This is a genomic window from Paractinoplanes hotanensis, assembly GCF_023717965.1.
In the GTDB taxonomy this organism is placed as follows: Bacteria; Actinomycetota; Actinomycetes; order Mycobacteriales; family Micromonosporaceae; genus Actinoplanes; species Actinoplanes polyasparticus.
Genome location: NZ_JAMQOL010000032.1, coordinates 13,592 through 38,042, shown reverse-complemented (window position 1 = coordinate 38,042; position 24,451 = coordinate 13,592). Strand labels below are relative to the sequence as shown.

Here is a 24,451-nt window from a genome sequence, read left to right as displayed (position 1 = left end):
CGTGGTTGCGCCCCACGCCAGGCCGGCCCGTGACGGAACTCAAGGCCGCTGGTAGCCGCAGACGTCGTACAGCCAGTGGTCGTAGTAGCGACGCACGGCGTCGAGGTCGTGGTGGTCGAGGGCCAGCCACTCGCGGGCGGCGTCCGCGGCCCGGTCGGATTCCCACTCGCTCTCGCCCAGGCAGCCCCACACCAGATAGAGACTGGTCGCGAACGCCTCGGTCTCCAGATGATCGTGCAGGGCGGCCAGTATCCCGGCGGCCGGGATCGACGGGTCGTCGGACGCGATCACCCGGCTCATCAGCGGGCGCAGCTCGTCGAGGTAGGCGGGCGCCCGGCGCTGATCATTCACATGCGAACCATGACACGGTTACCGGCCGAAGTGATTACCGGTCTCACACGGCGGAGTGATCGGATGTCACCCGTTCACGAGGCGGGTCAGGTTGGTGAGGCTCGTCACCAGCGCGGTCGTGTAGCCGAGGATGCGGCCGGCCCACTTGACCACGGCCGAGGCGATCTGAGCGGCGACGATGGGGATGGTCACGACCAGCAACGCCTCGGCGGCCCACACGATAACCCGGGCCACCAGGTCGGCGATCAGGTCGCGGACCAGGTCACGGGTGAACATGACCAGGTTGCCGGCGGCCTGGGTGGCCGAGGACATCGTGGCGGCCAAGGAGGAGAGGCCGCCGAGGGCGTCGACGTTGTTCGCCATCAGGCTCTGGTAGGTCATCGCGGCCGGGCCCGTCCAGTCGGGCACGTCGGCGGCCAGGGCGCCCTGCAGGTCGGCCGACATGGCGGACAGCTCACGGGCCATGTTCTCCCAGGTGGCGGCGTGCGCGGCGACCCGGTCGGGCATGCCCGCCAGCTTGTCGAGAACCTCGCGCAGCGGCTCGAAATACTCCATCGCCCAGCCCAGTCCGTTGGCCAGCAGCGTGCTGAACGGGTCGAGCACGGCCGAGGCGGCCTCGAGCGCGAACGCGCCACCCGCGAGCGCCTGGTCGACCCAGCCGCCACCCGAGATCGACTGCTGCAGCCCCTGGAAGCTGTCGACCAGAGAGGCGCCGGACGTCCCCGGTCCGGTCGACGCGACAGCGATCAGGTTGGTCACAACAGACCCCCGGCCCGGCGTAGCCGGTTGGCCGCGTCGTCATCGGCACGCTCGTAGTCCTGACTGGTGCGGACGAGAGCGTCCGAAGCCAGGCGGAGATTCTCTTCGACGTACGCGTAGAGCTCGTCCTGCTTGGCGTGCCGCGACTCGAGAATGCCCGCCATCCAGCCGCACAGCAGCCCGTACGCGGCATCGTCCTGAACGATGGCCGAACTGGCCGCCTTGACGGCCGCGAACCGCTGCTGAAGGGCGTCGACCTTGGTGGCGTGCGCCCGGATCTGCTGCGCGTCGACCTGGAACCCGTCACTCATCGACCGCACCCCGCAGCCGATCCTCGATCGCACGCCCCGCCGCCGACCCCGGCCCCAGCGTCTCATCGATGATTTCCTTGCTGAGCGCAGCCACCTTGCGCCGCGCGATCCCCAGCGCGGTCATGACGGCCCGCGACACCACGTCGGGCGCGACCCGCTGAATGCGCTCGGTGAACCGCACGTCGATCAGCACGCCGCCGGAATCGATCGTCACCTCGACCAGGCCGTTCCCGTCGACGGCGCTGATCCGCAGGTCACCCAGCCGGTCGGCCATGGCCTGAGTGGCCGCGGCGGCCCGGTCGACGCGCCCTTTCCAGTCCCGCAGGTATTCCCGCGAACTGTCCGGGTCCAGGAGAGGCTCGGTCATCGTTTCTTTCTACCGCGCCACGTCAATCATCGATGTCCCGCCTCCGCCACGGCTTCGCGCACCCAGCCCGCCAGCTGTCGCAGGTAGACCGCCGCGTTGCCATCGGTCTGGACGTCGTCCAAGGCCCGGCCGCCGTCCCACACGACCAGATCCAACAGGGTGCCCGGCGGCTGTTCGTTGGCCAGGAGTTCGTCGAGGGCCTCCAGCGCCTGGTGGAGCGAAAGCGTGCTGTGCCGGGCGGTCATCCCCAGTTCGTCGCGGACCTCGTCGTCACTGACGGTGTCGGCAACGTTCCCGCGGATCAACCAACCACTTTTCGACCGCGGCCTATGCGTCCACCTCGCGGGTCCGGTCACGCGTCGGCTCGGTCATCGCCGCCTACCGCGCTGAGTCCAGAACCTCGCGGAGGATCACGGCGACCTGTCGGAGGAACACGGCCGCGCCAGCATCGGTCGGATCGTCGTCCATGCCGCGGTTGGCGTCGTCCTCGACAAGGTGGAGCAATGTTCCGGGAGGGAGGTCGGCCTCCAGGGCCCACTCCAGCGCCTCGAGTTCCTGACGCAGGGACCGGGTGGAGTAGCGGGCTGTGTCGGCCATTCCGGCGCGCGTCTCGTGAAACCCGTCGGTGTCCAGTACGTAGGCCCTCAGCAGGTCACGCACCTTCTGAATCGGTGGGCGAGCGTCCCGCTCAGCGATGCTGGCGCGCAACGGCTCCGGGAGCTGACTCATATCCACGGTCTCACAGTAAACCGGACGGGAAAGCAGTGACGATGAACGGCTGAGGCGGATCCGAGTCCGGCACCAGCCTGATGCGAACAGTGACCAGGCTGGTCGTCCCGTACTCGGCCTGACGTGGCCCGGCGCCGAACATCCCTTTGTTGTAGTAGCCCTCACCGACGCGATGGTGGGCGTCGAAACCGCCGTCATGTCGGCCGTCCTGCGCGAGGTTGCTGCGGATGGTCTGCCAGTTCTCCTGCACGTAGCGGTTGACCTCGCGGTTCATGGTCGTATGGTCGGTCCACTTGTAAGACCGGTTCTCGGTGTGCGGCCACGGCGGATCGCCGTAGATGCGGCCCTCGACGGTTCGCGTGTTCGGATCACGCCGCACCGGGACGTCCGGCCCGTGCCGCTCGACCGTGTGCGCACCCTCGCTGCTGAACGCGTCGTCGTTGCGGGCGAGGTTGAAGGTCGGCGGCGTGTCGCCCAACTGGTCGTAGCGGTCCATCATCGCGCTGAGCCTGAGATCGTCGGCCGATGGCGATGACCCGGTGCTGCCCGGCCCGATGTTGGCGGCGGTGTTGTGGCCTGCGCCGGCGCGTCCCTGGTGGGCCACCGACTGGGTGGACTGTTGGGCGGCGGCAATGTTGCCGGCCGGGCGGGGGCCGCCGGCGCCGTGGGGGCGGGAGCCGCCGCTGGACGGTGGGTCCGGGGTGTCGCCGCCGGAGCCGCCGTGGCTTCGTGGACGGGTCGGCACAGGTCGGTCCGTTCATCGCCGCTGGTCATCGGGTCGCGGGCAGCGTAACAACAGACGGCAATCGATCTGGTTCGCGCATTGTGGATCTTCGGGACGCGGAACGGCGGAATGCGATCAAGCAAACAAGGCGGAGAAACGGTCGGAAAGGCGACTCGGCCGAGACCGGCGTCACGGCAATCAGCCGTTCGGCGAGAAAAGCGTCACATCCGCGCTATGGCGTCGCCCGGGGGCGATTCGTAGGCTGTTCGGGACGTGCGGCGCGGGCTGGGAAAGGGTTGAGAACACTGTCGGATATCCCGGTCGACCGTGTCGTCGCGCTGCCCGATGCCGATATTGATGATCTCGCACATTCGCTCGCTGCGGGGCGCGGTGAATTGGCTCCCCTGGTGGTGCGCACTCCGTTTCGCGGGGCCACTCCGGGCGCTTTTGCCGAGGCCGCGGTCGAAGAGCTGGAACGGGCTGCCGTCGGGCTGCTGCCGGCCTGGCTGCCCGGCGTGAACGAGAGCCGGCCCGACGTCGGCGGCCTTGCCGCTGCCCGGCTGCTCGCGGCCGACACCGCCCGCACGAGCCGCTACCCGCATGCCTTTCTCGCCGACCTCGCTGTCCTTGCGCTCACCGGTCGCCGCCCGCACCGCTCGCTACCGCTCCGGATCCGCGCCCGGGAACTGGCCCGGTTGGTCGCGCAGGCATTCGGCCGCCGCCACACGGTGCTGCTGGTCGACGGCGCAAGCCTGCTGGTTGACGGCGCAAGCGGAAAGGGTAACGGCGGGTGCGGCGCGGCCGACGGCGGTTGCCACAGTGGGTGCGGCGCGGCCGACAGCGGGTGTGGCTGCGGGCGCGGCGTGGGCGGCGCGGGTGAGGTACGCGACGGCGTGGGCGACGCGGGCAGCGTGGGCGGGATCAACGGCGACGCGGTGGTGGCCGGCGCCGAATGGCTGGTGAGCAGCGGTGGGCCTGCCGTCTGGTTGGTCGGCGTTCGGAATGAGCGGCTTCCCTCCGTACGAGTGGGAATCGAGCCTGTGAAAGGCAGCGTCGCCGAGGCGGGCCGTCCCCATCCCGCCAGCGCGGTCGAGGCTGCTCTCGAGGCGGCGCTGGCGCGGGAGTCGTGGGCGACGGGTCGCCGCTGGAATCAGGATTACCGGTCGAATGCGCTGACCCCACCCGTACGGCTGGATCTCTGGTGGCCTGCTGAACGGTGCGTGGTGGAGATCGACGGGCCGGAACACTGCCGGCCCGAGCGGTACGAGCTCGACCGGCGGCGTGACGTGCGACTGACTCTGGACGGTTATGCCGTTCTGCGTTTCACCAATGCCCGAATCGTTCATGATGTCGGCGCCGTGGTTCACCAGATCGGCACCTTTGTGCGGGGCCGGCGGCGCGATGCAGCGGAAGGAAACAATTATGGCCGGCGATGACCTGACCCCGTCCGAGGGCGCGATCCTGATGGTGCTGATGGTCGAGGCCCGCGAGGTGCTGAACACCGAGCTCAAAGAGCGGTACGGGCTCGACGTACGCAAGGAACAGCGCGACAAACTCGGCCGCCTGCACTACGTGTCGAGCCGCCGCAGCGGCCGCACGGTCGCGATGCAGCTGGACGACAAGGGCTGGGTCCGGATGCAGAGCGACTTCGACTTCAACGCGCGTGGCGCGAAGGCTCTGGGGGCCGCGCTGACCGCCCTGCACGCCAACCTGCGCGAGCACATCCTCGGCCGCAGCGGCGCCGCCAACCTGACCGAGCTGTTCGCCCAGACCGAGATGCGCGCGCCGGCCGGCGGGCTGGGGCCGCGTATCACCAGTGCCTACAGCGCTTTGGCGGACGAGCCGGGAGCGTGGGTGAGCCTGCGCCGGTTGCGCCCGTTCTTCGCCGACGTCGCCCGGGACGACCTCGACGAGGCCCTGCGTGACCTCAGTCGCTCCGACGGCGTGAACATCGTGCCCGAGTCGAACCAGAAGGCTCTCACCCCGGCCGACCGCGAAGCCGCCCTGCGGCTCGGGGGTCAGGAGAATCACCTGCTGGCGATCGGCGTGTGATGAACGAGGAGCAACGAGCGGCGCTGGCCTCCCTGCGGTTCGACTGGGCGCCGGTGCCGGACGACATCTGGCGGCCGCTGCCGTTCCACGTCGAAGGGCTGCATCTGCCGGCGCTGCGCGACATCGCGGACGGATTCGCCGATGCCGCGGCCAGCCGCGACGCCAGTCCCATCGGCCTGGTCGTTCAAGGGCAGCGCGGCTCCGGCAAGACGCACCTGCTCGGCTGGGTGCGGCAGCAGGTCCAGGAGCGGGGCGGATACTTCTTCCTCGTCAGCCTGCTCGACGCCGGCGGGTTCTGGGACAGTGTGCTCGCCGCGATGCTCGACGGGCTGTCCCGGCCGATTCCCGGGGCCGATCAGACCCAGCTCACCGTGCTGCTGCGCCGCCTGTCGGCGATGGTCGGCGCGCCCCGCAAGTCGCGGCGCGCGGTCATGGGGGACACCGAGCTGACCCGCGCCGATCTGGATGCCTTCATCGAGGGACTCGGCGAGTTCGACCGGCAGGTCGCGCGTTCGAGTCAGGAGACGGCCCGGGCGCTCGCGCTGAGCGCCTCGGAGGACGTCGCCCACCGCGACCTCGCCGAGAACTACTTCGTCTCGGGCGAGGAGAACGTGCCGGGCGAACGCCATGCCTGGGGCATGCGCCGCTCACCACGCCCGGCGCGGCTCATCGTGCAGGACCTGTCGTGGCTGCTCGCGCTCACCGGTCCGTCGGTGATCGCGATCGACCAGATCGACACGCTCATCGCGCAGGTCGCGGTGCTGAGCGACCCCAGCCTGGCCGCGACGGCGGTGGTCGAGCCGGAGCAGGCGCTCATGCTGGCCCGGATGGCCGACGGGCTCATGACATTGCGGCAGCTCACCCGTCGTACGTTGACGGTCCTGGCCTGCATCCCCAACTCGTGGACCATCGTCTCGTCGACCGCCGCCGACACCGTGGCCGACCGGTTCCGGCTGACGCCGCAGCTCAAGCGCATCAACGACGACGATCTGGCCCGGGCCATCATCGAGAAACGGTTCCGGTTGCGCTACGCGGAGGCGGGTTTCGAACCGCCGTTCCCGACGTGGCCGATCGCCGCGGCGGCCTTCGCCGACGCGGGCCAGTTCACCCCGCGTCAGCTGCTGATCGAGATCGACCAGCACGTCCGCGCCTGCCTCGCCGACGGTGAGGTGCGCATCCTGGAACGGCTGGGCGAGCCCCGGGAATCCGCTCCGGGGCCTTTGCCCGCCCAGGGCGGAGACCTTCAGGCGTACGACTTGAGGTTCGCCGAACTGCGGAAGACGGCCGACGTGCTGGCTCCGCTGGGCCGGGCGACCGAGGATCAGACGGTGCCGCCGTTGCTGGCGGCCGGGCTCACGGCCTGGATCCTCGAACGCGGTGACGAGGCGTTCAGCGTGGATCCGCCGCCGAGCAACGATCCGCCGCTGCACGCCCGGCTGCGGCTTACGCTGGACGAGAGCACCGAGGACCAGGCGCACTGGTGCTTCCGCGCGATCAGCGACGAGCACCACCACAGCGCGGCGTTGTCGCGCATCCGCAAGGCTTCGATGGCGGCCGCGGTGGATGCGGGCACTCCCAAGCGGCGGCTTTTCCTGCTGCGTAACGGGAAATGGGCGGCGGGGGAGCGGACCCGGGCCGCGATCGCGAAGCTGGCGGAGGGGAGCGGGGCAACGCTCACGCTGAGCGAGGACGACCTGCGGACGATGTCGGCGCTCCGGGTCATGCTGGCCGAGGCCACAATGGACTTGCAGGGCTGGTTGACCGAGCGTCGGCCGGCGCACGGCCTTTCCTTTCTGCAGCAGGCACTGTCCGATGTGGAATTGCCCGTCATTGGAGCGCTGCCGACTCGGGCCCGGCCGCCGGTGGCTGGTTCCGTTGCCGGGCCCGCGTTCACCGTCGGGTACGACTATCAGGACGGCTCGGCGGCGCGGCTGCCGCTCGAGGCCTTACGGAAGCACGCGACCATCTTCGCGGGCTCCGGGTCCGGCAAGACGGTGCTGATCCGGCGGATCGTCGAGGAGTGCGCGCTGCAGGGCGTCTCCGCGATCGTGCTCGACCCCAACAACGACCTGGCTCGCCTCGGCGAGGGCTGGCCGTCACCGCCTCCGCAGTGGGGCCCGGACGACGCCGCCCAGGCCACCGACTATCTCGCGAACACCGACGTCGTCGTATGGACGCCGCGGCGCGCATCCGGCCGGCCGCTCAGCTTTCAGCCGCTGCCCGACTTCCGGAGCGTTCGCGACGACGAGGACGAGTTCCACGAGGCGGTCGAGGCTGCCGTCGCCGCCCTCACGCCACGGGCGGGGCTCACCGGTCGTACGAACAAAACGCAGTTGGGTCTGGCCGTGCTGCGCAAAGCCGTCGAGCACTACGGCCGGCGGGGCGGCGCCCGCCTCAAGGGGCTGATCGACACGCTCGGCAACCTGCCCGACGGCCTCATCGACATCGACGACGCCGAGAAGATCGGGCTCGCGCTGTCGCAGACCCTCACCGCGGCGATGGTCAACGACCCGTTGTTCGGCGGCCACGGCACCCCCATGGATCCGGGGCTGCTGCTCACCCCGGCCGCGGGCAAGCGGGCCCGCGTCTCGGTGGTCAGCCTGGTCGGGCTGCCGTCCGACGACGTACGCCAGAGCTTCGTCAATCAACTGCAGATGGCGCTGTTCGCCTGGATCAGGAAGAACCCGGCCGGCGACCGCCCGCTGCTCGGCCTGCTCATCATGGACGAGGCCCAGACGTTCGCCCCGTCCGGCGCCATGACCGCCTGCACCCAGAGCACGCTGGCCCTGGCTGCGCAGGCCCGCAAGTACGGCCTGGGCCTCGTCTTCGCCACCCAGGCGCCCAAGGGCCTGCACAACCGCATCCCCGGCAACGCCGCCACCCAGATGTACGGCCTCATGAACAGCCCCATCCAGATCGAGGCCGCCCGCGACATGGCCAAGGCCAAGGGCGGCGACGTCCCCGACATCTCCCGCCTCACGGTCGGCGAGTTCTACCTGGCCGCCGAGGGCGCCGCACCCCGCAAGATCCGTACGCCGCTGTCCCTCACACACCACCCGCGCAGCCCGCTGACCGCCGAGGAGGTGCTGGAACGGGCCCGCGCAAGTGATCAGTTTTCAAGAAGCGGCCCGACCGCTGAGCCCCCTACCGTAAGGCTCGTAACCAGCGAAAACGTGGGAGGAGCCGGAGATGGCCGAGAACTTCACCGCCGAGGAGCGGGCCGCGATGAAGGAGCGGGCGCAGGAGGTCAGGAAGAGCCGCGGCGCCAAGAAGAAGGATGAGGAGCCGGCTGTGCTCGAGAAGATCGCCGAGATGTCGGGGACTGATCGGGAACTGGCGGAGCGGGTGCACGCGATCGTGACAGAGTCCGCGCCGGAGCTCCTGCCTCGGTTGTGGTACGGCATGCCGGCGTACGGGAAAGGGGGTAAAGCGACCGTCTTCTTCCAGGCCGCCGCGAAGTTCAAGGCGCGGTACGCCACGCTCGGCTTCAACGAGGACGCACAGCTCGACGACGGCGCGATGTGGCCGACCGCGTTCGCGCTGACCGAGCTCACGCCGGAGGTGGAAGCGCGCATTGCCGAGTTGGTGAAGCGGGCCGCCGGTTAGCATCGGGGAAATGAGTGATCAGAACGGCTGGCTCAAGCTGCTCGACGAGAACCCCCAGCACTCGCAGTGGTACATCGACCGGTTCCGGTCGATGGCCGAGGCCGGCGCCGACCTGGCCGGGGAGGCGCGCTTCGTCGACGCGATGCTCGGGCGCGGAGCCCGGGTGCTCGACGCCGGGTGCGGCACCGGCCGGCTCGGCGGCTATCTCGCCGCAGCGGGGCACGAGGTGGTCGGCGTCGACCTCGACCCGGCCCTGATCGCCGAGGCTCAGGCGAACCATCCGGACGCCCGGTGGCTGGTGGGGGACCTCAGCGAGCTCGATCTGCCCGAGCGGTTCGACGTCATCGTCAGCGCCGGCAACGTGATGACCTTCGTGGCGCCCAGCACCCGCGTCGAGATCCTGCGCCGGTGCGGGCGCCACCTGGGCGACGGTGGACGCCTGGTCGTCGGGTTCGGCTCGGGCCGCGGTTATCCCTTCGACGACTTCCTGACCGACGCGGCCACCGCCGGGTTGACCAGCGACCTCCTGCTGGGCACCTGGGACCTGCGCCCGTTCGGGCCGGAGGCGGAGTTCCTGGTCGCGGTTCTGCGTATCGCGTAGCGCTTTTTTGGTTATCGGTGTCCTCGCACCACGTCTCCCTAGCCAGTGATCAAGCGCCTGGTAAGGAGCAAGCCCGTGTCGTATGCGACGGACAGCCGGCCCGAGGCGGCCGGGCCGCAGCACCGCCGCCGTCCCCGGCGGGCCCTGGCGGTCGTCTGCGCCGGCATCGCTGTGACCGCGGTGGCGGTGACGGTGGGTGCGGTCGCCTTGGCGGGTACGGGTAGTGAGTCGCCGACAGCAGCACCGGCGGAGGTCGTCACGTCCCGACCGGCAGAGGTTCCCTCCGCCACTTCGCCCAGCGCTGCCCCGAAGCCGTCGGCCCGTGCTTCCAAGACGGCCGAGGCTGCGCCGCCCGCCCGCGCGGTGCCCAAGGCGGGCTGGATCCCGGTCGATCAGCCGGCATGGAAGAAGCAGGTGGCGGCGTACAAAGGCAGGAAGATCGACCCCGCGCCCGGCAGCGTCGGCAATCTGCCCGAGTTCCGGGCCGACTGCACGTACAGCCACCGGCGGCCCGACGACCCGATCGTGCTGCCCGGCCTGCCCGGCGCGTCACACATGCACTCGTTCGTCGGCAACAAGAAGCTCGACGCGTACACGACGGCCGGTGACCTGATGAGGTTCACCGCCAGCACCTGCAAGCCGGCCCAGGACCACTCCGCGTACTGGGTGCCGACGCTCTACGACAACGCCACCGGCAAGCCGGTCGAGACCACGGGCTTCCGGGTGTACTACCGCTCGCTGCGCGACAACTCAGGCGACGTGCTGCCGATGCCCAACGGCCTCCGCATGATCGCCGGCGACGCCAAGAAGAAGGAGCCGACACCACGCGGCGCGCAGGGCCAGTTCTACTGCGCCTTCTACGGCCCCGGCGACCTCGACGGCGTCGCCCGCAGCGACAACGGCAACTGGCCGATCTGCGGCAAGGGCGCCACGTTCCACTTCATGATGCAGTTCCCCGACTGCTGGGACGGCAAGAACCTGGACAGCCCGACCCACAAGGCGCACGTGACCTTCGGCTCGGGCCGGGCCTGCCCCTCCAGCCATCCGGTCCGCATTCCAGCCATCACTTTCGACATCCAGTACGGCGTGACGGGCACGAAGGCCGGCTACTACCTCTCGTCCGACAAGCAGGGCAAGAGCGCCTCCTCCATGCACGGCGACGCCTTCGTCATGTGGGACCCCGACTTCATGGCCAAGCAGACCAAGAACTGCATCCTCCAGCGCCGCACCTGCGACAACAACGGCTATCTGCGATAGCTCCGGGGCTGTTCCTGCGCGTCTCAGCCGCGCCCCTCTAATCCTCGTCGGGAACATAGGGGTCAGTAGGAATGAGCCTGATGTCAGGGATGACGGCGGTGCGCTGCTCGGGCGTCGCGTCGAAGGAGAGCATGTCGGCGCCTTCCGGGATGCCGACCCTGGACAGAAAAATGCCGTTGCGTCCCACGTCGCACCACAGGGTCGCGAAGCCGATACGGGTCTCGGAACTCCCGGTGTAGGTGATGTGCAGGCGGCCGCCATCGCCGTCCGGGCAGGGCACATCGATCTGCGCGGGCCACGCATCCCTGATTCTCGTGAAGGCGTCGAACCACGCCTCCCAGGTGCGCTGGGAATCCGTCATCTCGGCCATGCCATCTACTCCGCATCCATCAGGTGCTTGTGCGCCTGCCACCATCGTTCCTCATAGGCGTACGCACGACTCTCGTAGGTGGCGCGGGCGGCTTCCTCCCACGGGAACTTGTAGCCACTCCGAAGCTCGTCGAGGTGGAACCGCTCATGCGCGAGGGTGCGAGCCAGTTGCTCTTCGTTCATGAACGCGTCGCGGGCCAGCTTGATCTCGCCGTCGGGCATGGTCACCCCGAAGAATTCCCGCCCCGGCCCCGATCCGCGACGAAGCATGTCCAGTGAGAACCTGACGCCGTCCATGTCCACGCCGTATTTCTCGGCGACCGCGAGAACGTTCTCCCGACTCATCAAGATCTTTTCCTTGTTCCGGACGATGCCGTCGCCCTCTCGGCGCAGACCTATCAGCCCGTCATCGGTGCTCGATCGTCCCTTCCGCGCCACGCTTGTGACGGCTTCTTGGGCTTGGGTCACGCTGCCGGCATTGTGCGATGGCGGCTCGGCAGGCTTGCGTCCGCGGCCCGTTGCAGTACCGGCCACGGTCATTTCCTCGTGCGGAGATCGAGGACGTCCAGTCATGGCCGTCTTCGCCTCGAGAGGCTTCCCACGGCTGTGAAGCTAACAACGCGCGTCCAGGATGGGCAGTCCACGCAGACCCTTGAATCGCCGACATCCGCGTGACAGCCGTCGATACGATGAGCGGCAGAGGGGCGTCGCCTTGTCATGGATCGGGGATGTCACATGGTTTTCTGTTCTCACCGCGTTCGCAGCCACGGCCGAACACAGGAAGAGGCCGGATCGAAGCGCCGGCTGTCGTGACGGGTCGACGTCGTGGACCGCGGGGCGGTGGGAGCGGGTCGCCGCGTAGCATCCGGGCAGCAGAGGGGCAGGCGGGGGACGCTGCCGTGGGCGGGCGTCTCGACGCGTCCGGGACGGGCACCGGCGCAACGCGACCGCCGGACCGTCGGACTGTGCCGCACGGCTTTGACAGCTTTCAGGCTTTCCAGAATTTCGCTGGGCCGTTGCGACAACGCATGCGTGAGCGCTATCCGGACCTCGAGATGGGCTTTCAAGGCAGCGCGGTCACCGGCCGCAGCGCCGACCAACACCAACCTTTCGACCTCGGCCGTACGAGTGACTTCGACATCGCCATCTCCGGCCATTCCCTGTACGCCGCCGCTCGTGAGCGGGGGGTACCGTTCCGCGGCGACGGCGTGTCGACCGGTCCGCTCGGTGACGACGATCTCCACATCCTGGGACTCGAGGACATCGTCAGCGACGCATCCGACGAGGCCGGTCGGCCCGTCAACGTGATGATCTACCGTTCGATCGCCGACGCCGCCGACCGTAAACCGACCATCAAGGTATGGTTTTGACCGGTCCGGGCCTGAATGAATGGAAGACAGGCGTGCCTTTCATCTATGACGTGTACGGGCTGGCCAAGCCCACGCTCGGCAACGAGCCGGCGCTGCTCGCCGAGGCCCTGGGCGTCACGTGGGAGCAGCGGCGCAGTGACTACCGCGGCGAATACTTCCAAGCGCAGGGCCCGGCCCCGATCGGTGGTCGCCTGGTTCTGCAGTCCAACGACCTCCGGGATGAAACCGGCGAGTACCTTCAACTGCCCGACTTTCCTGATCACCGCTTCCTGTTGTTCGTCAACAAGTCGCAGCAACCCGACGAGGTACGACAGCGGCTGGCGGGCCTGCCGCAGTGGGCCTTGCTGCGCCGGCGAGAGCTGGACTGACCGGTGATGCGGCTGCTCGACCGCCGGGCAGAGCGGCTGGCGACTGTCTCTTATCAGGCGGCTACGCCCGGTGGGGGAACAGGAAGCGTGCAACTCGCGGTCGAGCGGGTGCGCGTCGACTCGGTGCCGGACGGGTGCCGGGCGATCCTGGCAGCCGGGGACCTGCAAGGCATCGCTCCGTCGCCGCTCGGTGGACAGCCCGGGCTGCTGGGCATCGCGGTCGCCGACTATCTCGAGATCTGGGCCGGGCAAGGCTTGCTGCCGCCGCCGTCCGAGGTCGGTGTCCTTCTCGCCGGCGACCTGTATTCGGCTCCCGGTGCGGACCGTCGCGGCGCCTCCGGCCCGGTGGCCGACGTTTGGCTGGCCTTCGTGGCTGCCGGGTGTTCCGCCGTATTCGGCGTCGCCGGCAATCACGATGAGGTGACCGCCGCGCAGGTCGCCGCGCTCGGACCCGATGTCGCGCTGCTCGATGGCGATCGGCGGCACTTCGGGGGTCTGACGGTCGCTGGTGTCAGCGGCGTCATCGGCGATCCCGGCCGTCCGTTACGGCGTACGGAAAAGGACTTCCACAGAGCCGTGAAGGCGGCCATGACTCCGCTCCCCGACGTCCTGCTCCTGCATGAGGGCCCCACAGGTGATTCCGTCGACCAGCGCGGCAACCCTGCCCTCCGCGCCTTGATCGAGCGTCGCGCTCCGGCCCTCACGCTGTGCGGCCACGTGCACTGGGCGCGTCCCATCGCGCCCCTGGGCAGCGGTCACGTCATCAACGTGGACGCGCGCGTGGTCGTTCTCGTCCCGGAGTCTTCCGCCTGACGAGGACGCCGGTATCGGCCACATGCCGGGCTGCGAGATGCGTTCGGGCGTTGCCGCGAGCGTCAGGTGATGAGGACGTCGGTGACGGGGCGGCGGGGTGTGGAGGGCGTGGGGTGGCCGTAGCCGACTCGCAAGGCCAACTGCGGGAAACCGGAACGGCTCAAGGAGCGGCGTAGCTGTTCCCGGGCGGCGGGTACCTCGATGGGCTGGGAGATCATCGAGGCGGCCAGGCCCGAGTCGGTGGCGGTCAGCAGGACTCGTTGGAGGGCCTGGCCGGCCTGTAGTTGGTCGGCCGGGCCGTCGCCGGCCGAGCCCAGGACGGCCACCAGCGGCTCGGGCTCGTAGTCGCGGCCGGGGGAGCGGTGGCGTTCCGTGAAGGATCTCTGCGGCAGCAGGTCCTGGGGTTCGGGGGTGGGGGCGCCGGCGGCCACCGGTATGCCGTCGAGGGCTGTGTCGGCGTGGGTCCAGCCGGCCATCTCGAGCTGGTAGCGGGCGTCTCGGCGGAGGACGCGGTCGGCGCTCTGCGCTATCTCGGCGAAGCCGGCCAGCGGGACCATGCCCACCAGCAGGTCGAGCCATGCGTTCTCGGCGCGGGCGGCGTCCAGCAGGCGTCGCCGGGTCTCGGCCGGCACCGGGTCGGGCCAGAAGGGGGCTCGGTGGCTGTGGCGGCGGGGGATCGCCGCGTAGAGGTCGCTTTCGGCGTACGTCGGGCGGCGGGACAGGGCCGGGGTCAGGCGGGCCATCAGGTCGGGCTGGGTGCGGTCGGGGCGGAGCGTGACCTCAGCCGGGCGGCCGGCCGTGGCCAGGGCCAGGCGCGCGTTGTGGGTGGCGGCGCCGCAGGCCAGGCGCACCGCCCAGCCCGCCCGGTCGGCCACGGCGAGCCGGCGGGACGGGTCGGCCAGGATCTCGATCGTGCCTTCGCGCAGGCGGAACAGCCACGGCTGGGTGTTGTGCAGGGAGGGTGCGCGAATGCCGGCGGAGGCCGCGCGCAGCAGGTCCTCCCGGTCGTAGCCGGCCATCATCACCAACTCCCCTCAGGACGAGACGATCACGTCGGCGGCGGTGCGGCGCGGGCGCGGCGGGAGCGGGGTGGTGTCGGCGGTGTAGCCGAGGCGGACGGCCAGGTAGGGCTCGCCCAGGTCGGCCAGCAGACCGCGGACCAGGACGCGCGGCCACTCCACCTCGATGGCGTCGCTCAGCGGGGCGGTCGCCAGGCCGTCGGCCGTTGCCTGCAGCAGCAGCGCCGACAGGGCCTCGCCCGCCTGCAGCAGCTGGATGGGGGTGTCGCCGCGGCCGAAGAGGATCACGAACGAGGCGCCCTCGTCGTGTGCGGCGCCGACCGTGAGGCCGGCCTGCTCGTCCGGCACGTAGTCCCGTACGGGAACCCGGCGCAAGCCAGGCTCGACCGCTGTCGCCGCGGGAATGCCGTCGCCCGAGCCTGCCGGGCGATGGGTCCACTGCCGCAGCTCCTCGCGGTATTCGGGGTCGTTCAGCTCGGCGTGGCCGGCCAGTTCGGCCGAGATCGCCAGCGCGGTGATCTCGTCGCGGGGAACCACGTGCAGATACGCCCCGGAGGCCTCGACGAGCAGCCGTAGCTTCGTCAGCTCCTCGTCGGAGACCGTGCGGGCGCCGAAGGGACGGCGGTCGGTGCGGCGCTGCGGAATCGCCTCAGCCAGGCGCACTGAAGTCGGTGGCACCGGCGAACCGAGGTGAACGCGGGCCAGCAGCGACGGTTGCGCCGGGTCGGGCAGCCGGCTCACCTCAAAAGACCAGCCCAGAGCGGCCAGCTTGGTGAGCGCGTGGTGCAGAGCCGCACCGCAGCTGAGCGCCAGCAGCCGGCCGTCCCGGTCGGTGGCGTCGAGCCGGCGGGACGCGTCGGCGTGGAGCTCCATCGTGTCGCCGTCGATCCGCCAGCTCCAGGGCTGGGTGTTGAAGACGGACGGGGCGTGCAGCGCGGCGGTGGCGGCCTGCTCGAGGGGTGTCATGGGGACCTCCGATTTCCTGTGCGCCCCCAGCCTGCGCCCCGCCCACCCTCGGAACGCAGGGTCGAAAGTCCCGTCTCAGGAGGAGAACGGCACCCGCCAGGTGAGCACCGTGCCGCCGCCCGGCCCGGGCTCGACCGTGAAGGAGCCACCGAGGTCGTTGGCCCGCTCCGCCATGTTGAGCAGGCCGCCCCGGGCCGCCTCGGGCGGGATGCCGACCCCGTTGTCCTCGACCCGCAGGCTCACGGCCGAGCCCGCGTGCACGGAGACCCGTACGGCCGTCGCGTTCGCATGCCGGGCCACGTTCGACAGCGCCTCGCGCAGCACGGCGAGCAGTTCGGGAACGATGTCGTCGGGGATCGCGCTGTCGACCGGCCCGCTGGTGTCGAGGGTGGGGCGGAACCCGAGCGCTGCCGCCTCGACGGTCTCGCGCAGCGCGGCCCGCAGCGACGGCCCGACCGGCGCCCGCAGCTCGAAGATCGATCGGCGGATGTCGCGGATCGTCTCGTCGAGGTCGTCGACGGTGGCGTTGATGCGCTTGGTCGTCTCGGCCTTGGACGTCTGCGAGGCGGCGCCCTGCAGCTGCATGCCGGTGGCGAACAGCCGCTGGATGACGACGTCGTGCAGGTCGCGGGCGATCCGCTCGCGGTCGGCCAGCACGGCCAGAAGTTCGCGTTCCTCCTGGGCGCGGGCCCGTTCGAGGGCCAGCGCAGCCTGGCCGGCGAAGGTCGACAGCAGCACCGCGTCCTCGTCGGCGACGGGCTGTCCGGCCGCCTGGGTGACGATCAGCAGGCCGTGCGGGGTGTCCGAGCCGGTCAGCGGGGCGATGACGGCCGGGCCGGCGGGCACCGGACCGGGCCAGTCGGCTGCCGAGCGCAGGTCGTCGATCACCCGGTAGCCGCCGGGGTCGAAGTCGTCCATGGCGATCCGGCCGCCGGTCAGGCTCGCGCACGCCGGGTCGGCGCCGTCGGCCACCTCGATCGTGTAGGAGGAATCGTCGAACAGCAGCACGAGCACCAGGTCGGCGTCGGCGACCTCCCGCGCGCGGCGCGCGATCAACTGCAGAGCTTCCGTACGGCGAACCGTCCCGAGCAGCACACCGGTGATCTCGGCGGTGGCCGCGAGCCAGCGTTCGCGCCGCTGCGCCAGCGTGAACAGCCGGGCGTTGTCGATCGCGACGCCGGCCGCGGCGGCCAGCGCCACCACGATCTCCTCGTCGTCGTCGCTGAACTCGGCGGCGCCCTGCTTCTCGGCCAGATAGAGGTTGCCGAAGACGTGGTCGCGGATCCGCACGGGCACACCCAGGAAGCTGTGCATCGGGGGATGGTGCGGCGGGAAGCCGTACGAGTGGGGATGCCGGGTGATGTCGGGCAGACGCACGGGTTGCGGATCGGTGATGAGCAGCCCGAGCACCCCGCGGCCGTGCGGCAGGTCGCCGATCCGGGCGTGCAGCTCGGGCCCGATGCCGTGCGTGATGAAATCGGACAACTGGGTGCGGTCGCCCCCGATCACCCCGAGCGCCCCGTATTTCGCGCCGACCAGGGCGCAGGCCGATTCGACGATGCGCTGCAGGGTGCTGCGCAGGTCGAGGTCGGTGCCGATGCCGACCACGGCGTCGAGCAGCGCGCGCAGGCGTTCCCGGCTGGTCATCACCTCGCCGACGCGGTCGAGCATCTCCTGCAGGAGTTCGTCGAGGTGCACCCGGGAGAGTGGACCGAGTCCGAGGGAGGGCTTCATCTGCTCCGCCACCACTGAAGATTAACGGTGGCGGGGACCTAAGACCCTTGGGCCGGGGCTTCCGTGCGCGATAGGAAGGTCGAATGATCCGAGTCTTCCTCCTGGACGACCACGAGGTCGTCCGCCGCGGCCTCGTCGACCTGCTCCAGTCCGGCGGTGACATCGAGGTCGTGGGCGAGTCCGGCTCCGCGCAGGAGGCGGCTCGGCGCATCCCCGCCCTGCGCCCCGACGTGGCGATCCTCGACGCGCGGCTGCCCGACGGCAACGGCATCGACGTGTGCCGCGACGTCCGCGCGGTCGACTCCTCGATCCGGGGCCTCATTCTCACCTCGTACGAGGATGACGAGGCCCTGTTCGCGGCGATCATGGCCGGCGCCTCCGGCTACGTGCTCAAGCAGATCCGCGGCACCGACCTGGTCGATGCGGTGCGCCGGGTCGCCCAGGGGCAGTCGCTGCTCGACCCGGCGGTGACCCAGCGGGTGCTCGAACGCATCCGCAACGGTGTGGAGCAGCCCCGTGAGCTGGCCGCTCTGACCGACCAGGAGCGCCGGATCCTCGAGTTCGTGGCCGAGGGCCTGACGAACCGCGAGATCGCCAACCGCATGTTCCTGGCCGAGAAGACGGTCAAGAACTACGTCTCGAGCATGCTCGCCAAGCTGGGCCTGGAGCGCCGCACGCAGGCCGCCGTCCTGGCCACCCGGCTGCTCGGGGAGCACCCGCACTGACGCACGCGACAAGATCCGCTGGCATTCGCACGTGTGATCGTTCTGTGCGCGCCCGAATTACCACATGGTGCACATCGATCGACCGTCGTGGAACCGATTCAGCAGCACCCTTTCCGGTTCTACCGGCAGGTCACCACGGCCGTGACGATCGACCCTTGCCTATTTCTCGAGGCCTCTTCGATCATGTTCGGGCCGGTCACGGCGTCGCACGGCGCGTACGCCGCTGATCCTGAGAACGCATGACTCTCGTATCCGTGGGCAGGTGAGTCCACGGATGGAGACAACATGACCACGCGCAAGCCCGCCACGCGCGCGTCGAGCAACAGCCGCCACGTGGTCCATACTGGACCAGTGAGCACGTGCGGATGCACGTGCAGATGCGCCGGTGCTCTTGTCCGGGGAGGACTCTGATGCGGCTGAGACATCCTTCCGGCCGAATCGTGCACCTTTCCTGCGAGATCACCCCCGCCGTGGCGAGCAATCTACCCGCCGTCGTCGCCCAGCTCGACACCTACGGCGCCGTCCGGGCCCGGCTCGGCGTCGACGCCCTCGGCGTGTGCCTCTGGCTTCCCCCCGCGCTCGCCGCCGCCCTTGCCGTGGAGAGCCGCGCCCGTACCCGGCTTCGTGCCGAACTCGACGCCCGTCGGCTCGAAGTCGTCACGTTGAGCGGCGCGCCCTTCGGCGAGGGCGGCGGCGAGACCCCCGCCTGGACCGAGCCCGCCCGCCGCGAGTACACCCTCGACCTCGCCCGCATCCTGCTCGACCTGCTCGACGAGGACGCCGTGCGCGGCAACGTCAGCACCATCGGTCTTGGCGCCCGCGAGGGCTGGGGCGAGGCGGAGGAGAAGGCGGCCGCCGGCATCCTGCGCCGCCTGTCGCACGGCCTCGCCGACCTCGCCTGGCAGAACGGCCGCGCCGTCCGGGTGGGTTTCCAGCCCGCCGCCGGGCAGGTGCTCGACAGCCCCGAGCAGACGGTGGCCGCGCTCAGCCGGATCGACAAGGACAGGCTGGGCGTCAGCCTCGACCTGGGCCACGTCGCCGAGCACTGGGACGATCCGGCCGCCGGCGTCGAGACCCTCACGGACGCCGGCCTGGCCATCGTCGAGGTGCGGTTGAGCGCTGTGGCCGGGTCGACCACCGGCGCCTGGCGCGAGGGCCTGAGCCGGTTGTTCGGCCGGCAGGGCCCGCTCACCGAGAACCTCACCCTGGTCGGCCGGGCTCCGGACCAGCCGGTCGAACAGATCGCGGGCGATGTGGCGTACCTGTTGGCCGAGCTCGCCGCCCTCGGCCTGGCGCCGGAAAATGAGCCCTGCCCCGTGCGCTGAAATCCGTCTAGAGTCAGTCGTGGCACCGCTGTCCACGGGTGGTCCGGGTCGTGGGAGGCGCAACCCCCGCCGGTCGTGACACCCCGCAGCCAGTCGTGCCGCCGGGCGGCCGCCCTCGCCGCCCAATCTCCAGCTGCTCATTTCCGAGGGAGAAACACCATGGCGCGACCCATCACGCTCTTCACCGGCCAATGGGCCGACCTGCCCTTCGAAGAGGTCTGCCGGCTCGCCTCCGAGTGGGGCTACGACGGGCTCGAGATCGCCTGCTGGGGTGATCACTTCGAGGTCGACCGGGCCCTGGCCGAACCCGACTACATCGACCGCAAGCGCGAGCAACTCGCCAAGTACAACCTCAAGGTGTACGCGATCAGCAACCACCTGGTCGGGCAGGCCGTCTGCGACCACCCGATCGACGAGCGCCACCAGGACATCCTGTCCGCCGACATCTGGGGCGACGGGGAGGCCGAGGGCGTACGCCAGCGGGCCGCCGAGCGCATGAAGGACACGGCCCGCGCCGCCGCCCGGCTGGGCGTGAAGACGGTTGTCGGCTTCACCGGCTCGTCGATCTGGCACACGGTGGCCATGTTCCCGCCCGTGCCGCCGGCCATGATCGAGCGCGGCTACCAGGACTTCGCCGACCGATGGAACCCGATCCTCGACGTGTTCGACGAGGTGGGCGTGCGGTTCGCGCACGAGGTGCACCCCAGCGAGATCGCCTACGACTACTGGACCACCCGCCGCACGCTGGAGGCGATCGGCAACCGGCCCGCCTTCGGGCTGAACTGGGACCCGTCGCACTTCGTGTGGCAGGACCTCGACCCGGTCAACTTCATCCTCGAGTTCAAGGACCGGATCTACCACGTCGACTGCAAGGACGCCAAGGTTCGCACGGGCGACGGCCGGCGCGGACGGATGAGCTCCCACCTGCCCTGGGCCGACCTGCGCCGCGGCTGGGACTTCGTCTCCACCGGTCACGGCGACGTGCCGTGGGAGGACTGCTTCCGCGCCCTGAACGCGATCGGCTACGACGGCCCGATCTCGATCGAGTGGGAGGACGCCGGCATGGACCGCCTGATCGGCGCGCCCGAGGCGCTCGAGTTCGTGCGGCGGCTGGCCTTCGACGCCCCGACGGCGGCGTTCGACGCGGCCTTCTCGCGGTCCTGACGCCTCCCGGACAAGGCTGGGGCCGCCCTCGTCGTTGAGGGCGGCCCCAGAGCCTTTATCCGTCCGGCGTTCAGAGAGTGGTGCCGCCGGGCTTGCTGTTCGAGGAGGCGAGCGGCTGGGTCAGGTCCGAGTCGCTGGTGGTGCTGGACGTCGAGGACGTCGTGTTGAGCTTCTCGCCCAGCTTGGACGACTGGATCTTGTCCTTGCTCTCGCTGTACAGCTTGTTGGCCTGCGCCTGGGCGACGCCGGCGGCCTCCTGGACCGTCGGGTGCTCCCACACCTTCTTGGCGTTGGCCGCGATCTCCTCATACTTCTCCCGGCCGGCACGGCTGCCCAGGACGAAGCCCGCCGCGAGACCGGTGATGAACATCAGCTTTCCGCGCATGATGGCGGCTCCTTCCATTCGTGACGCGCGTGCGTCGTTGCTCGGTGCTTACCCATGCTGCCGCTTTCGTATGCCTGCGTCCTGCGTTTACCGTCCCCGGCGGCGTGGCGGGTAACCCCTTCGCGCCCCACCCCGAGTGTCATGTAGTCTGTTCTCCGTCGCTTGGGGCAAGCCTCAAGCAACACAGCAATCCCCTGTAGCTCAATTGGCAGAGCAGCCGGCTGTTAACCGGCAGGTTATTGGTTCGAGTCCAATCGGGGGAGCGAGTCGGCGGGGCCTCCTGTTCGCGGAACGCGCGAACCGGGGGCCTTTGTCGCATATCTGCTCAGGGGGCCGAGCCCCCTGAAACCCCACGTTGCGATGGGCGCGGTGCGGGATTCCGCCTGCGCTTGTGCGGGGGCGAGACTTCCCGAACCCCGCGGTGCGGTGGGTGTGGTGCGGGATTTTGCCTGCGCTTTCTTCTCGTACGCGGTGGGTTGGCGGTTTGGTGGGCGGTGTGGCCCGGTGTTGGTCGCGGAGCGCGTTGTTGTTGCCCGGGTTTTGAGTGGGTCTGCCCTTCTGGCCACAATCTTTCCCGATAGGTCGTATCGAGGCTCTGAGCTGCTCAAATGAGGCGCGTAGGGGCCGCCGGGCGAGTGTGGTATGGCGTGACAGTCATCGATTGACACGGTGTGGTGGCGGGGTGAAGGTGGTGAGAGCGCTCTCGTCGGTGACGGAGCGTCACGGCCGGGCGCAGCCCCCTTCCCTGTCCGCCCCCGAAGCGTTCCGGCCGACGCGGGATCCCCTCCGGCTCGCCGGGCCTGCGTCATCAGGGGGCCGGACTGTGGAGTGCCTATGCGTACCAAGCGCAAATCCCTGCTCGGAGCGGCCGTGGCGGCCGTCGCCGTGGCCGGTGTCATCGCCGGCGTGCCGAACGCGAACGCGGCCGGACCGGATCTGCTGCCGCTCACCGTCACGAACGACTCCGGCCGGAGCGAGGCCGTGCACCTCTACGTGCTCGGCGAATCCGGCGGACGGCTCGGGTACGTGACCGAGGGCGGAACCTTCACGCCGTGGCCGGGCGGCGGCACCCCGCCGACGCCCGCGCCCGACGTGGCCATCGCCGGGCCCGGCAACGGCGCCAGCAAGACCATCCAGGTGCCCAAGGGTCTCTCCGGGCGCATGTACATGGCGTTCGGCGACAAGCTCGACTTCCGCCTCTCGCAGGACGGCGGCCTGGTGCAACCCGCGCCGTGGGCCGGCGGTGACCCCAGCCGGGACGTCCTGTTCGACTGGAGCGAGTTCACCTACAACGACTCCGGCGTGTGGCTGAACAGCTCTCAGGTGGACATGTTCGCCGTGCCGCACAAGGTCAGCGTGACCGGCTCCGACGGGCGGACCGCGCAGACCGGTGAGCTCAAGCCGGGCGGCCACAGAGCCGTCATCGACGGGCTGCGGGCCGACCCCGAGTTCGCCAAGCTGATCCAGACCCGCGCCGACGGGACCGTGCTGCGGGTGCTCGCCCCCGGCAAGGGCGCCGACGCCGGCGGGTTCGACCCCGATTACCTCGGCGGCTACATCGATGAGGCCTGGGCCGCGTACGCGAACACCGATCTCACCGTCAAGCCGTTCGCCGATCAGCCGGACAAGGTGTTCACGGGTCGCACCAGCGGTGACGTCATGAGCTTCACCGACAGCACCGGCGCGCGGGTCGCCAGTTTCACCAAGCCGACCTCGTCGAACGTGTGGGGCTGCGACGGAAACCTGGGCGCGCCGAACGACCTGGTCGTGGGCCCGATCGCGCGGAGCCTGTGCGCGGCGCTGACCCGCGGCACCCTCGGGTCGCAGCCGGTCGAGCCCAGCACCGACCCGGCGACGTTCTATCAGAACACCCCCACCAACCTGTACGCGAAGCTGATCCACGCCAACATGGCCGACGGCAAGGCCTACGCGTTCGCCTTCGACGACGTCGCCAACCAGGAGTCGCTCGTGCACAGCGGCGACCCGGCGTCGATCGGCATCACCCTCTCGCCCTTCAACTGAGCCCCTGCTCCGGGGCGCTTCCGCGGCGCCCCGGAGTCTTCAGAGCGAAGGAGTTTGTCATGCATCGCAGACTCGCACTGCCGGCGTTGTCCGTCGGCGCCACCGTGGCCGCCCTGACCGTCGGAGTCTCCCCGGCTGCGGCCCACGGCTACATCTCGTCCCCGCCCAGCCGCCAGGCCAACTGCGCCTCCGGTGCGGTCAGCGGTTGCGGCGACGTCCAGTACGAGCCGCAGAGCGTCGAGGCCGCGAAGGGCTCGAAGGAGTGCAACGGCGGCGGCGGACGGTTCGCCGAACTCAACGACAACAGCAAGAACTGGCCGGCCGCCACGGTCGGGAACCCGGTGACGTTCGACTGGGTGCTCACGGCCCGGCACTCGACCGCCACCTGGGAGTACTTCATCGGCGACACCCGGCTCGCCGCGTTCGACGACGGCGGCGCGCAGCCCGGCGCCACCAAATCGCACACGGTGGACATGCAGGGCTTCACCGGCCGGCAGACCGTGCTGGCCCGCTGGAACGTGGCCGACACCGCGATGGCGTTCTACGCCTGCGTCGACGTGAACATCGGAGGCTGATCATGAAGCGTCGTTTTCTTGCGGCGGCCGGCGCAGTGGCCGTGGCTGTAACAGCGGGCCTGGCCGCGCTGCTCCCCGGCACGGGCGCCTCGGCGGCGACACTGCCGGTGTCCGAAGCCCAGTTCCAGCAGATGTTCCCGAACCGGATCCCGTTCTACACGTACGCGGGCCTGCTCGACGCCATGAACAAGTTCCCCGAGTTCACCGGGGCCGACGGCGAGGACGTGCAGAAGCGGGAGGCCGCGGCGTTCCTGGCCAACATCAACCACGAGTCCGGCGGCCTGGTGTACGTCGAGGAGCTGAACCAGGCGAACTGGCCGCACTATTGTGACGCCACCCAGCCGTACGGTTGCCCGGCCGGTCAGGACGCGTACCACGGTCGGGGTCCCATCCAGCTGAGCTGGAACTTCAACTACAAGGCGGCCGGCGACGCGCTCGGCGTCGACCTGCTGAACAACCCGGACCAGGTGAAGAACGACGCGTCCGTGGCCTGGCAGACCGGCCTCTGGTACTGGATGACCCAGACCGGTCCGGGCTCGATGACCCCGCACGCCGCGATGGTCGGCGGGGCCGGCTTCGGCGAGACGATCCGCAGCATCAACGGCGCGCTGGAGTGCGACGGCGGCAACCCGGCCCAGGTGCAGAGCCGGATCGACGCCTACCAGCGGTTCGCGCAGATCCTCGGCGTGGATCCGGGCGGCAACCTCTCCTGCTGACCCCTTTCCCGTACGCCGGCCGGCCGTTCAGCGCCGGCCGGCGTCGTCGCAACCGCCGGAGGCCGGCCGCGGCTCGGGCAGTGCGCTCCGAGGGGCTTGAGCGCGGCTCTTGGCCTTTCCGCTGCCGGGGACACGTGCCGCGG

Annotated in this window: 28 protein-coding genes and 1 tRNA gene; 16 read left to right on the top strand and 13 right to left on the bottom strand. The window is 70.0% G+C overall.

Features of this window, described 5'->3' with window-relative positions; all coding sequences use genetic code 11:
• Positions 1 to 39: 39 nt before the first annotated feature.
• The 7 genes from LXN57_RS23185 to LXN57_RS23155 all read right to left on the bottom strand — a co-directional run bounded on the left by LXN57_RS23185 (position 40) and on the right by LXN57_RS23155 (position 3,262).
• The gene (locus LXN57_RS23185; protein ID WP_251800278.1) at positions 40 to 351 is read right to left on the bottom strand and encodes a hypothetical protein; all 312 of its coding nucleotides are present in this window, start codon (positions 349 to 351) and stop codon (positions 40 to 42) included.
• A gap of 66 nt (positions 352 to 417) precedes the next feature.
• Positions 418 to 1,110: a WXG100 family type VII secretion target gene (locus tag LXN57_RS23180; RefSeq protein ID WP_251800277.1), complete on the bottom strand. Its 693-nt coding sequence runs from the start codon at positions 1,108 to 1,110 to the stop codon at positions 418 to 420.
• Positions 1,107 to 1,421: a type VII secretion target gene (locus tag LXN57_RS23175; RefSeq protein WP_251800276.1), complete on the bottom strand. Its 315-nt coding sequence runs from the start codon at positions 1,419 to 1,421 to the stop codon at positions 1,107 to 1,109. The genes LXN57_RS23180 and LXN57_RS23175 overlap by 4 nt, the downstream gene beginning before the upstream one ends.
• The gene (locus LXN57_RS23170; protein WP_251800275.1) at positions 1,414 to 1,788 is read right to left on the bottom strand and encodes a YbaB/EbfC family nucleoid-associated protein; all 375 of its coding nucleotides are present in this window, start codon (positions 1,786 to 1,788) and stop codon (positions 1,414 to 1,416) included. The genes LXN57_RS23175 and LXN57_RS23170 overlap by 8 nt, the downstream gene beginning before the upstream one ends.
• Positions 1,789 to 1,814: 26 nt before the next feature.
• A complete protein-coding gene (locus LXN57_RS23165) occupies positions 1,815 to 2,093 on the bottom strand; it encodes a hypothetical protein (RefSeq protein WP_251800274.1) in 279 nt (92 codons plus the stop codon).
• 73 nt (positions 2,094 to 2,166) lie between these two features.
• Entirely contained in the window at positions 2,167 to 2,517 is a 351-nt protein-coding gene (locus LXN57_RS23160; protein ID WP_251800393.1) for a hypothetical protein, read from the bottom strand.
• A 10-nt stretch (positions 2,518 to 2,527) separates the two neighbouring features.
• Positions 2,528 to 3,262: a hypothetical protein gene (locus LXN57_RS23155; protein WP_251800273.1), complete on the bottom strand. Its 735-nt coding sequence runs from the start codon at positions 3,260 to 3,262 to the stop codon at positions 2,528 to 2,530.
• Between the two features lie 275 nt (positions 3,263 to 3,537).
• On the opposite strand from LXN57_RS23155, the gene LXN57_RS23150 reads away from it, so the two are divergent.
• From LXN57_RS23150 to LXN57_RS23125, 6 genes are all read left to right on the top strand, one after another.
• Positions 3,538 to 4,677, top strand: a complete 1,140-nt coding sequence (locus tag LXN57_RS23150) for an endonuclease domain-containing protein (RefSeq protein WP_251800272.1) — start codon at positions 3,538 to 3,540, stop codon at positions 4,675 to 4,677.
• A complete protein-coding gene (locus tag LXN57_RS23145; RefSeq protein ID WP_251800271.1) occupies positions 4,664 to 5,293 on the top strand; it encodes a hypothetical protein in 630 nt (209 codons plus the stop codon). Before LXN57_RS23150 ends, LXN57_RS23145 begins: the two co-directional genes overlap by 14 nt.
• The gene (locus LXN57_RS23140) at positions 5,293 to 8,574 is read left to right on the top strand and encodes a helicase HerA domain-containing protein (protein ID WP_251800270.1); all 3,282 of its coding nucleotides are present in this window, start codon (positions 5,293 to 5,295) and stop codon (positions 8,572 to 8,574) included. The genes LXN57_RS23145 and LXN57_RS23140 overlap by 1 nt, the downstream gene beginning before the upstream one ends.
• Complete coding sequence (locus tag LXN57_RS23135; RefSeq protein WP_251800269.1) at positions 8,483 to 8,899, top strand: iron chaperone; 417 nt, start codon at positions 8,483 to 8,485, stop codon at positions 8,897 to 8,899. Before LXN57_RS23140 ends, LXN57_RS23135 begins: the two co-directional genes overlap by 92 nt.
• A gap of 10 nt (positions 8,900 to 8,909) precedes the next feature.
• Complete coding sequence (locus LXN57_RS23130; RefSeq protein ID WP_251800268.1) at positions 8,910 to 9,500, top strand: class I SAM-dependent methyltransferase; 591 nt, start codon at positions 8,910 to 8,912, stop codon at positions 9,498 to 9,500.
• A gap of 75 nt (positions 9,501 to 9,575) precedes the next feature.
• Positions 9,576 to 10,757 (top strand): DUF1996 domain-containing protein, encoded by a 1,182-nt coding sequence (locus tag LXN57_RS23125; protein ID WP_251800267.1) that lies wholly within the window; start codon positions 9,576 to 9,578, stop codon positions 10,755 to 10,757.
• A 37-nt stretch (positions 10,758 to 10,794) separates the two neighbouring features.
• Here LXN57_RS23125 and LXN57_RS23120 read toward each other — a convergent pair whose 3' ends face one another.
• Both LXN57_RS23120 and LXN57_RS23115 read right to left on the bottom strand, forming a co-directional pair.
• On the bottom strand, positions 10,795 to 11,127 hold the full coding sequence (locus LXN57_RS23120) for a hypothetical protein (protein ID WP_251800266.1): 333 nt from the start codon (positions 11,125 to 11,127) through the stop codon (positions 10,795 to 10,797).
• A 5-nt stretch (positions 11,128 to 11,132) separates the two neighbouring features.
• Complete coding sequence (locus LXN57_RS23115; protein WP_251800265.1) at positions 11,133 to 11,660, bottom strand: hypothetical protein; 528 nt, start codon at positions 11,658 to 11,660, stop codon at positions 11,133 to 11,135.
• Positions 11,661 to 12,091: 431 nt separating this feature from the next.
• Here LXN57_RS23115 and LXN57_RS23110 point away from each other — a divergent pair, with 431 nt between their 5' ends.
• The 3 genes from LXN57_RS23110 to LXN57_RS23100 all read left to right on the top strand — a co-directional run bounded on the left by LXN57_RS23110 (position 12,092) and on the right by LXN57_RS23100 (position 13,677).
• Positions 12,092 to 12,496, top strand: coding sequence for a hypothetical protein (locus LXN57_RS23110; protein WP_251800264.1), 405 nt, complete (start codon positions 12,092 to 12,094; stop codon positions 12,494 to 12,496).
• Between the two features lie 32 nt (positions 12,497 to 12,528).
• On the top strand, positions 12,529 to 12,864 hold the full coding sequence (locus LXN57_RS23105) for a hypothetical protein (protein ID WP_251800263.1): 336 nt from the start codon (positions 12,529 to 12,531) through the stop codon (positions 12,862 to 12,864).
• Positions 12,865 to 12,951: 87 nt separating this feature from the next.
• Complete coding sequence (locus tag LXN57_RS23100; protein ID WP_251800262.1) at positions 12,952 to 13,677, top strand: metallophosphoesterase family protein; 726 nt, start codon at positions 12,952 to 12,954, stop codon at positions 13,675 to 13,677.
• 62 nt (positions 13,678 to 13,739) lie between these two features.
• On the opposite strand, the gene LXN57_RS23095 is transcribed toward LXN57_RS23100, so the two are convergent.
• From LXN57_RS23095 to LXN57_RS23085, 3 genes are all read right to left on the bottom strand, one after another.
• A complete protein-coding gene (locus LXN57_RS23095) occupies positions 13,740 to 14,699 on the bottom strand; it encodes an Acg family FMN-binding oxidoreductase (RefSeq protein WP_438872902.1) in 960 nt (319 codons plus the stop codon).
• A gap of 12 nt (positions 14,700 to 14,711) precedes the next feature.
• Positions 14,712 to 15,662 (bottom strand): Acg family FMN-binding oxidoreductase, encoded by a 951-nt coding sequence (locus LXN57_RS23090; protein WP_251800261.1) that lies wholly within the window; start codon positions 15,660 to 15,662, stop codon positions 14,712 to 14,714.
• 75 nt (positions 15,663 to 15,737) lie between these two features.
• Positions 15,738 to 17,396 (bottom strand): GAF domain-containing sensor histidine kinase, encoded by a 1,659-nt coding sequence (locus LXN57_RS23085; protein WP_251800391.1) that lies wholly within the window; start codon positions 17,394 to 17,396, stop codon positions 15,738 to 15,740.
• 83 nt (positions 17,397 to 17,479) lie between these two features.
• Between LXN57_RS23085 and LXN57_RS23080 the strand changes: the two genes are divergently transcribed.
• The 3 genes from LXN57_RS23080 to LXN57_RS23070 all read left to right on the top strand — a co-directional run bounded on the left by LXN57_RS23080 (position 17,480) and on the right by LXN57_RS23070 (position 20,610).
• Positions 17,480 to 18,121 (top strand): response regulator, encoded by a 642-nt coding sequence (locus LXN57_RS23080; protein WP_251800260.1) that lies wholly within the window; start codon positions 17,480 to 17,482, stop codon positions 18,119 to 18,121.
• Between the two features lie 410 nt (positions 18,122 to 18,531).
• A complete protein-coding gene (locus LXN57_RS23075) occupies positions 18,532 to 19,446 on the top strand; it encodes a sugar phosphate isomerase/epimerase family protein (protein ID WP_251800259.1) in 915 nt (304 codons plus the stop codon).
• A 159-nt stretch (positions 19,447 to 19,605) separates the two neighbouring features.
• On the top strand, positions 19,606 to 20,610 hold the full coding sequence (locus LXN57_RS23070; RefSeq protein ID WP_251800258.1) for a sugar phosphate isomerase/epimerase family protein: 1,005 nt from the start codon (positions 19,606 to 19,608) through the stop codon (positions 20,608 to 20,610).
• A 70-nt stretch (positions 20,611 to 20,680) separates the two neighbouring features.
• Here LXN57_RS23070 and LXN57_RS23065 read toward each other — a convergent pair whose 3' ends face one another.
• Positions 20,681 to 20,995, bottom strand: coding sequence for a hypothetical protein (locus tag LXN57_RS23065; protein ID WP_251800257.1), 315 nt, complete (start codon positions 20,993 to 20,995; stop codon positions 20,681 to 20,683).
• Between the two features lie 190 nt (positions 20,996 to 21,185).
• Between LXN57_RS23065 and LXN57_RS23060 the strand changes: the two genes are divergently transcribed.
• From LXN57_RS23060 to LXN57_RS23045, 4 genes are all read left to right on the top strand, one after another.
• A tRNA-Asn gene (locus LXN57_RS23060) sits at positions 21,186 to 21,258 on the top strand.
• 571 nt (positions 21,259 to 21,829) lie between these two features.
• Positions 21,830 to 23,017 carry a beta-1,3-glucanase family protein gene (locus LXN57_RS23055; RefSeq protein WP_251800256.1) on the top strand — a complete coding sequence of 396 codons (1,188 nt, stop codon included), beginning with the start codon at positions 21,830 to 21,832 and terminating at the stop codon, positions 23,015 to 23,017.
• Between the two features lie 59 nt (positions 23,018 to 23,076).
• Positions 23,077 to 23,592 (top strand): lytic polysaccharide monooxygenase auxiliary activity family 9 protein, encoded by a 516-nt coding sequence (locus LXN57_RS23050; protein WP_251800255.1) that lies wholly within the window; start codon positions 23,077 to 23,079, stop codon positions 23,590 to 23,592.
• Between the two features lie 2 nt (positions 23,593 to 23,594).
• On the top strand, positions 23,595 to 24,308 hold the full coding sequence (locus tag LXN57_RS23045; protein WP_251800254.1) for a chitinase: 714 nt from the start codon (positions 23,595 to 23,597) through the stop codon (positions 24,306 to 24,308).
• Positions 24,309 to 24,451 lie beyond the last annotated feature (143 nt).

What these genes read in the sequence shown, in the direction of transcription:
- LXN57_RS23175 (WP_251800276.1), bottom strand. Translation starts at nt 1,421, where the DNA reads ATGAGTGACGGGTTCCAGGTCGACGCGCAGCAGATCCGGGCGCACGCC.
- LXN57_RS23170 (WP_251800275.1), bottom strand. Translation starts at nt 1,788, where the DNA reads ATGACCGAGCCTCTCCTGGACCCGGACAGTTCGCGGGAATACCTGCGG.
- LXN57_RS23160 (WP_251800393.1), bottom strand. Translation starts at nt 2,517, where the DNA reads ATGAGTCAGCTCCCGGAGCCGTTGCGCGCCAGCATCGCTGAGCGGGAC.
- LXN57_RS23145 (WP_251800271.1), top strand. Translation starts at nt 4,664, where the DNA reads ATGGCCGGCGATGACCTGACCCCGTCCGAGGGCGCGATCCTGATGGTG.
- LXN57_RS23140 (WP_251800270.1), top strand. Translation starts at nt 5,293, where the DNA reads ATGAACGAGGAGCAACGAGCGGCGCTGGCCTCCCTGCGGTTCGACTGG.
- LXN57_RS23135 (WP_251800269.1), top strand. Translation starts at nt 8,483, where the DNA reads ATGGCCGAGAACTTCACCGCCGAGGAGCGGGCCGCGATGAAGGAGCGG.
- LXN57_RS23130 (WP_251800268.1), top strand. Translation starts at nt 8,910, where the DNA reads ATGAGTGATCAGAACGGCTGGCTCAAGCTGCTCGACGAGAACCCCCAG.
- LXN57_RS23120 (WP_251800266.1), bottom strand. Translation starts at nt 11,127, where the DNA reads ATGGCCGAGATGACGGATTCCCAGCGCACCTGGGAGGCGTGGTTCGAC.
- LXN57_RS23095 (WP_438872902.1), bottom strand. Translation starts at nt 14,699, where the DNA reads ATGATGGCCGGCTACGACCGGGAGGACCTGCTGCGCGCGGCCTCCGCC.
- LXN57_RS23090 (WP_251800261.1), bottom strand. Translation starts at nt 15,662, where the DNA reads ATGACACCCCTCGAGCAGGCCGCCACCGCCGCGCTGCACGCCCCGTCC.
- LXN57_RS23085 (WP_251800391.1), bottom strand. Translation starts at nt 17,396, where the DNA reads ATGAAGCCCTCCCTCGGACTCGGTCCACTCTCCCGGGTGCACCTCGAC.
- LXN57_RS23080 (WP_251800260.1), top strand. Translation starts at nt 17,480, where the DNA reads ATGATCCGAGTCTTCCTCCTGGACGACCACGAGGTCGTCCGCCGCGGC.
- LXN57_RS23075 (WP_251800259.1), top strand. Translation starts at nt 18,532, where the DNA reads ATGCGGCTGAGACATCCTTCCGGCCGAATCGTGCACCTTTCCTGCGAG.
- LXN57_RS23070 (WP_251800258.1), top strand. Translation starts at nt 19,606, where the DNA reads ATGGCGCGACCCATCACGCTCTTCACCGGCCAATGGGCCGACCTGCCC.
- LXN57_RS23065 (WP_251800257.1), bottom strand. Translation starts at nt 20,995, where the DNA reads ATGCGCGGAAAGCTGATGTTCATCACCGGTCTCGCGGCGGGCTTCGTC.
- LXN57_RS23055 (WP_251800256.1), top strand. Translation starts at nt 21,830, where the DNA reads ATGCGTACCAAGCGCAAATCCCTGCTCGGAGCGGCCGTGGCGGCCGTC.
- LXN57_RS23050 (WP_251800255.1), top strand. Translation starts at nt 23,077, where the DNA reads ATGCATCGCAGACTCGCACTGCCGGCGTTGTCCGTCGGCGCCACCGTG.
- LXN57_RS23045 (WP_251800254.1), top strand. Translation starts at nt 23,595, where the DNA reads ATGAAGCGTCGTTTTCTTGCGGCGGCCGGCGCAGTGGCCGTGGCTGTA.